Genomic DNA, 5,955 nt, shown 5'->3' on the forward strand with positions numbered 1-5,955 from the left:
GGTGCGGCAACCGTCACAACCCACGGTGCGGTCACGGCGGCCCGGCCCGCCGTCGCCGACTACCCCGATCATCCGTTCCCGGCGCGCCCGTGGGGCGGCGATCCCCCGTCCTGGCCGACGCCTCCGGAAACCCGCTGACCTGCGACGATCACTCCGAAATCGGGCAACCGGGACCAAGATCAACGAGCGGGCCCGCGACCTATACCATGCAGCGGTGAATCGAACTCGACTTCTCGCCGTCCCCGTCGCACTCGCCTGCGCGCTGCTACCCGCCTGCTCCTCCGAGGACTCCTCCTCCGACGCTGCGTCCCCGGATTCGGCATCCTCGGATTCGGCGTCCTCGGATTCCGGGTCGGAGTTCATCCCCGGCACCCTGGACGAGGACATCCTCGCCCGCTTCTCGAGCTGCGCGGACATCGAACCCTATGTCGCCGACTACATCGACGGCCTGCAGGCCGGCGCCGTGAGCGAGGCCGGCGAGAACGGTGCCTACTGCCAGTGGGAGAGCCCCGCGACCGACCTCGACGCGATCCGCACCGTCGGTGTCATCCTCGAACCCGGCACCGGTACCGTCTACTCCGCCGAGCAGATGGGCGGCTCCGGGCTGACCGTGATCTCCGACGCCGACATCGAGAGCGCCGGCGGCATCGCGTACACCCTCGAGCAGGAGATCGCCGTCGCCGCCGTCTCCGTGACCACGGTGTCGCTGCCCGAGGTATCGGTGACGGTCACCGGCGGCAGATGGGCCGATCGCCCGGCTCTCGACGGGCCCGCCGCGGTCGCCGTCGCGAAGGAACTGATCGGAATCTGATCCCCTGTCCCGGCCGGTTCGTGACCCGTTCAGGCGGTCGCGGCCCGGCCGGGGCTCGACACCACCGGCTCGGCGACCGCGCGGGCGCCGACCGCGATGAGCACCTGGGCCGCGATGTAGGTGGACATGACCGCGAAGCCGGAAACGGACAGCTCGGTGAACGCCCCGAGCGCGATCAGCGCATCCGAAACGACGAACAGCACCGCGCCGGTCGCCACGACCGGGGACACGCCGGTGGCGAGCACCGCCATCGTGGCGAGCAGCAGCCCGTACACGACGACCGGGGCGAGCAGTGCGCCCGCGCCGGCCGCGCACACCGCGATCAGCGCGAGGACGGCGACCACCGGGATCGCCAGCGCCCAGCGGCGGGTGTGCACGATGCCGGCCGCCCGGTACGGCGCGAACGCCGCGATGTACACCACCTGCGCGCACAGGAAGAACCCGACCATCACCAGGAACGCGGCGTCCCCGTCGAACAGGTCGGGTGCGGCATCGCCCAGCCACGACAACCCGAGAGCGACGAGCACGAGATTCACCAGCCGCGATCGCGGCGCCGGGGTGGCGGCGGCCAGCGCGGCGGCGAGCAGCGGCATCAGGAACCACTGGGAGATGTCGGTGAACGCCGATTCCGGCGCCACGACTTGCGCGAGGAGATGCGCGACGGCGACGGCCGCGAACGCCACCGAAGCAGCGGTCGCGGCCGACCGGATCGTCATGCAGTGCCGTCGAACGATTCGGTGCCGTCGAAGGCGGCGAGCAGCCGCTGCGCGGCCAGCGCCGCGGTGAGCGACCCGTCGCGCACACCCTGCTCGACCTCGTCGCGGATCTTGTTGACCCGCGGGTTCGTTTCGAGACGACGCAGCAGCTGGTCGTGCACCATCGTCCAGGTCCAGTCGACCTGCTGGCGACGGCGGTTCTCCTCGAACAACCCCGCCGCGGTGAGCACCTCACGGTGCTTGAGGACGGTGTCCCAGAACGTGTCCAGGCCGTGGCCCTCGAGACCGCTCATCGTGATGACCGGCGGTTTCCAGATCGCGTCGTGCGGGTGCACCAGGCGCATCGCGCCGGCCAGCTCGCGGGCGGCGACCCGCGCGTCGCGCTCGAAGTTGCCGTCCGCCTTGTTCACCGCGACGAGGTCGGCGAGTTCGAGCACGCCCTTCTTGATGCCCTGCAGCTGATCGCCGGTGCGGGCCAGCGTCAGGAACGTGAAGCAGTCCACCATGTTCGCGACCGTCACCTCGGACTGACCGACACCGACGGTTTCGACGAGGATCACATCGAAACCGGCGGCCTCGAGCAGCACCATCGTCTCGCGGGTCGCCTTGGCGACACCGCCGAGCGTGCCGGCGGTCGGGGACGGACGGATGTAGGCGTTCCGTTCGACGGACAGGCGGGCCATGCGGGTCTTGTCCCCGAGGATCGACCCGCCGGTGCGCGTCGACGACGGGTCGACGGCGAGCACCGCCACCCGGTGGCCCTTCTCGAGCAGGTACATGCCCAGCGAGTCGATGAACGTCGACTTCCCGACGCCGGGAACACCCGTGATGCCCACCCGGATCGCGTTGCCCGCCTTCGGGAGCAGGCGCAGCAGCAACTGCTGCGCCTGCTCCCGATGGTCGTCGCGGGTGGACTCGACCAACGTGATCGCCTTGGCCAGGCCGGCCCGCCGATTGGCGAGCACGTCCTGTTCGAGCCGATCGAGATCGACCGGAGGTCGGCCCATCTGGGATCAGTCCTCCGAGCCGTGGCCGAGCTGCTCGGAGAGCTTGCCGAGCAGACCCACGGCCGCGTCGGCGATGACGGTGCCGGGCGGGAAGATCGCCGCGGCGCCGGCCTGGTACAGCTCGTCGAAGTCGCCCGGAGGGATGACGCCGCCGACCACGATCATGATGTCGGGGCGGCCCACCTCCGCGAGCGCCTCCCGAAGCGCGGGCACCAGCGTGAGGTGTCCCGCGGCCAACGACGACACGCCGATGACGTGCACGTCGTTGTCGGCCGCCTGGTTGGCGACCTCTTCGGGGGTCTGGAACAGCGGTCCCACGTCGACGTCGAAGCCGAGGTCGGCGAAGGCGGTGGAGATCACCTTCTGTCCGCGGTCGTGACCGTCCTGGCCCATCTTCGCGACCAGGATGCGGGGACGACGTCCCTCGGCCTTCTCGAACTTCTCGACGAGTTCGGTTGCCGTGCTGATGTTGCCCGCCTTTCCGGCCTCGTCCCGGTACACACCGCTGATGGTGCGGATCTCGGCCTGGTGACGTCCGTAGACCTCGTCGAGCGCGTCGGAGATCTCGCCGACGGTGGCCTTGGCGCGGGCCGCGTCGATCGCGAGGGCGAGCAGGTTGTTCTCCATGCCGCCCTCGGTGGAGGCGGCGGCGCGGGTGAGCGCGGCCAGCGCGGCGCGGGTGGCGTCCTCGTCACGTTCGGCGCGCAGCCGCTCGAGCTTGGCGATCTGCTCGGCGCGGACCTTCGAGTTCTCGACCTTGAGGACCTCGATCTGCTGGTCCTCGGCGACCTGGTACTTGTTGACGCCGATCACCGGCTGGCGGCCGGAGTCGATGCGCGCCTGCGTGCGGGCCGCGGCCTCCTCGATGCGCAGCTTCGGGATGCCCTCGGAGATGGCCTGCGCCATGCCGCCGGCCTCCTCGACCTCGGCGATGTGGGCGCGGGCCCGGTTCGCGAGTTCGTGGGTGAGCCACTCGACGTAGTACGAGCCGCCCCACGGGTCGATCGGGCGGGTGGTGCCCGACTCCTGCTGCAGCAGCAGCTGGGTGTTGCGGGCGATGCGCGCGGAGAAGTCCGTCGGCAGCGCGAGGGCCTCGTCGAGCGCGTTGGTGTGCAGCGACTGGGTGTGGCCCTGGGTCGCGGCCATCGCCTCGACGCAGGTGCGCGCGACGTTGTTGAACACGTCCTGCGCGGTCAGCGACCAGCCGGAGGTCTGCGAGTGGGTGCGCAGCGACTTCGACTTCGCGGACTTCGGGGAGAACTTCTCGACGAGTTCGCTCCACAGCAGGCGCCCGGCCCGCATCTTCGCGATCTCCATGTAGAAGTTCATGCCGATCGCCCAGAAGAACGACAGGCGCGGCGCGAACTTGTCGATGTCCATGCCCGCGTCGAGACCGGCGCGGATGTACTCGATGCCGTCGGCGAGCGTGTAGGCGAGCTCGAGGTCGGCGGTCGCGCCGGCTTCCTGGATGTGGTAGCCGGAGATCGAGATGGAGTTGAACCGCGGCATCTTCGCCGACGTGTAGGCGAAGATGTCGGAGATGATCCGCATCGACGGCTTCGGCGGGTAGATGTACGTGTTGCGGACCATGAACTCCTTCAGAATGTCGTTCTGAATGGTTCCGGCCAGCTGCTCGGGCGCGACACCCTGCTCCTCGGCGGCCACGACGTACAGCGCGAGGATCGGCAGCACCGCGCCGTTCATGGTCATCGACACCGACACCTGCGACAGGTCGATGCCGTCGAAGAGCTGCCGCATGTCGAGGATCGAGTCGATCGCGACACCGGCCATGCCGACGTCACCCTGCACACGTGGGTGGTCCGAGTCGTAGCCGCGGTGCGTGGCCAGGTCGAACGCCACCGACAGGCCCTTCTGGCCGGCCGCGAGGTTGCGGCGGTAGAAGGCGTTGGATTCGGCGGCGGTGGAGAACCCGGCGTACTGGCGGATGGTCCACGGCTGGTTGACGTACATCGTCGGGTACGGGCCGCGCACGAACGGCTCGATGCCGGGGTAGCTGCCCAGCGGGTAGCCGGCGGCCTCGACCGCATCCCGGTCGGCCTTGGTGTAGACGGGCTTGACGTCGATGCCCTCGGGCGTCGACCACACCACGTCGTCGACGGTGTAGTTGTTCGCGGTCGCCACGGATTCGACGAGCGCGGCGGCCTGCTCCGGAGTCGGCGCGGACGGGGCCGGCGACGCCGGATCCGTCAGCGGGACATCGGCGAAGCTGCCGATCTTGTGTTCGATGCTCACTTACGCTCCCAGAGTGTTCAGCAGGTCGGTCAGCGCGGCGATCGCGTCGATCTTGGCGGTGAGGAACCCGTCCGGACGCGCCTCACCCTCCACGTCACCGACGGCCTTCTCCGGCCCGGCGAGCAGGACGGTGGAGATGCCGGCGGCACGCAGCGCGGCGGTCGCAGGACCGGCATCCGCGTCGTACCGCTTGTCGGTGCCGCACAGGACGGCGACGGTCGCACCCGAATCGGCCACGGTCTGCGCGATCGTGTCGAGCGCGAGGGTGCCGGGGTTGACGGCCTCGATGCCGCCGGCGGCCAGCAGGTTCGTCGCGAACGTCGAGCGGATGTTGTGCTCGGCGATCGGTCCGAGCGGTGCGAGCAGCACCCTCGGGCGGACACCGTGTGCGGCCAGGTACGCGTCCGAGCGGTCACGCAGGGCTTCGAACGGTGCGGCGTAGCGGGCCGCGAACGCACCGGCCTCGGCGACGTCGGCGGGCAGCGGCGTCTCGCCCAGGTTCGGGAACTCGTTGACGCCGGTCACCGACGTACGGCGGTGCGCGATGTCGGACTCGCGGCGGGCGCGGGTCGCGGCGATGCGCTCGGAGATCACTCCCGCGTCGAGCGCCGCGCGGTAACCTCCGGCCGCCTCGATCTGCTGGAAGAACTCCCATGCCTTGCCGGCAACCTGGGCGGTGAGCTCCTCGATGTACCAGGAGCCGGCGCCCGGGTCGAGCACCCGGCCCAGGTTGGACTCCTCGAGCAGCAGCAGCTGGGTGTTGCGGGCGATGCGCTCGGAGAACGCCTCGGACACGTCGAGCGCACCGGCGGGCAGGGCGACGTCGAACGGCAGGACCGTGACCGAGTCCGCGCCACCGACACCGGCACCGAACGCGGCCAGGGTGGTGCGCAGCATGTTCACCCACGGGTCGCGCTGGGTCATCATCGCGGCGGAGGTGACGGCGTGCTGCGGGGCGTTGCCCGCGTCCACCGCCCCGACGACCTGGGCGATGCGGGCCCAGACCTGACGGCCGGCGCGGAACTTGGCGATGGTCTGGAACTGGTCGTCGGTGGCCGCGAGGCGGAACTCGATCTGACCGAGCGCGTTGGCGGCGGTCCGACCGGCGGCGACCAGCTCGCGCAGGTACTCCAGACCGGCGGCGATCGCGGCGCCGAGCTCCTCGGCG

General features: G+C 70.3%; 5 protein-coding genes. 1 reads left to right on the forward strand and 4 read right to left on the reverse strand.

What is annotated here, in order from left to right:
- The first annotated feature begins 214 nt into the window (after window positions 1-214).
- Entirely contained in the window at window positions 215-811 is a 597-nt protein-coding gene (locus ACN675_RS27165; protein WP_420753772.1) for a hypothetical protein, read from the forward strand.
- A gap of 29 nt (window positions 812-840) precedes the next feature.
- On the opposite strand, the gene ACN675_RS27170 is transcribed toward ACN675_RS27165, so the two are convergent.
- From ACN675_RS27170 to ACN675_RS27185, 4 genes are all read right to left on the reverse strand, one after another.
- Complete coding sequence (locus ACN675_RS27170) at window positions 841-1,527, reverse strand: lysoplasmalogenase family protein (RefSeq protein ID WP_420753773.1); 687 nt, start codon at window positions 1,525-1,527, stop codon at window positions 841-843.
- Complete coding sequence (gene meaB, locus ACN675_RS27175) at window positions 1,524-2,534, reverse strand: methylmalonyl Co-A mutase-associated GTPase MeaB (RefSeq protein WP_420753774.1); 1,011 nt, start codon at window positions 2,532-2,534, stop codon at window positions 1,524-1,526. Before meaB ends, ACN675_RS27170 begins: the two co-directional genes overlap by 4 nt.
- A 6-nt stretch (window positions 2,535-2,540) precedes the next feature.
- Window positions 2,541-4,787: a methylmalonyl-CoA mutase gene (gene scpA / locus ACN675_RS27180; RefSeq protein ID WP_420753775.1), complete on the reverse strand. Its 2,247-nt coding sequence runs from the start codon at window positions 4,785-4,787 to the stop codon at window positions 2,541-2,543.
- Window positions 4,788-5,955: methylmalonyl-CoA mutase family protein (locus ACN675_RS27185; RefSeq protein WP_420753776.1), on the reverse strand; the 1,168-nt coding region annotated here is incomplete at its 5' end.

The organism is Rhodococcus sp. O3 (assembly GCF_048897285.1).
GTDB lineage: Bacteria > Actinomycetota > Actinomycetes > Mycobacteriales > Mycobacteriaceae > Rhodococcus.

Bases quoted from the DNA above. Each gene is read 5' to 3' on its own strand.
- ACN675_RS27170 (WP_420753773.1), bottom strand. From the start codon at position 1,527: ATGACGATCCGGTCGGCCGCGACCGCTGCTTCGGTGGCGTTCGCGGCC.
- meaB (WP_420753774.1), bottom strand. From the start codon at position 2,534: ATGGGCCGACCTCCGGTCGATCTCGATCGGCTCGAACAGGACGTGCTC.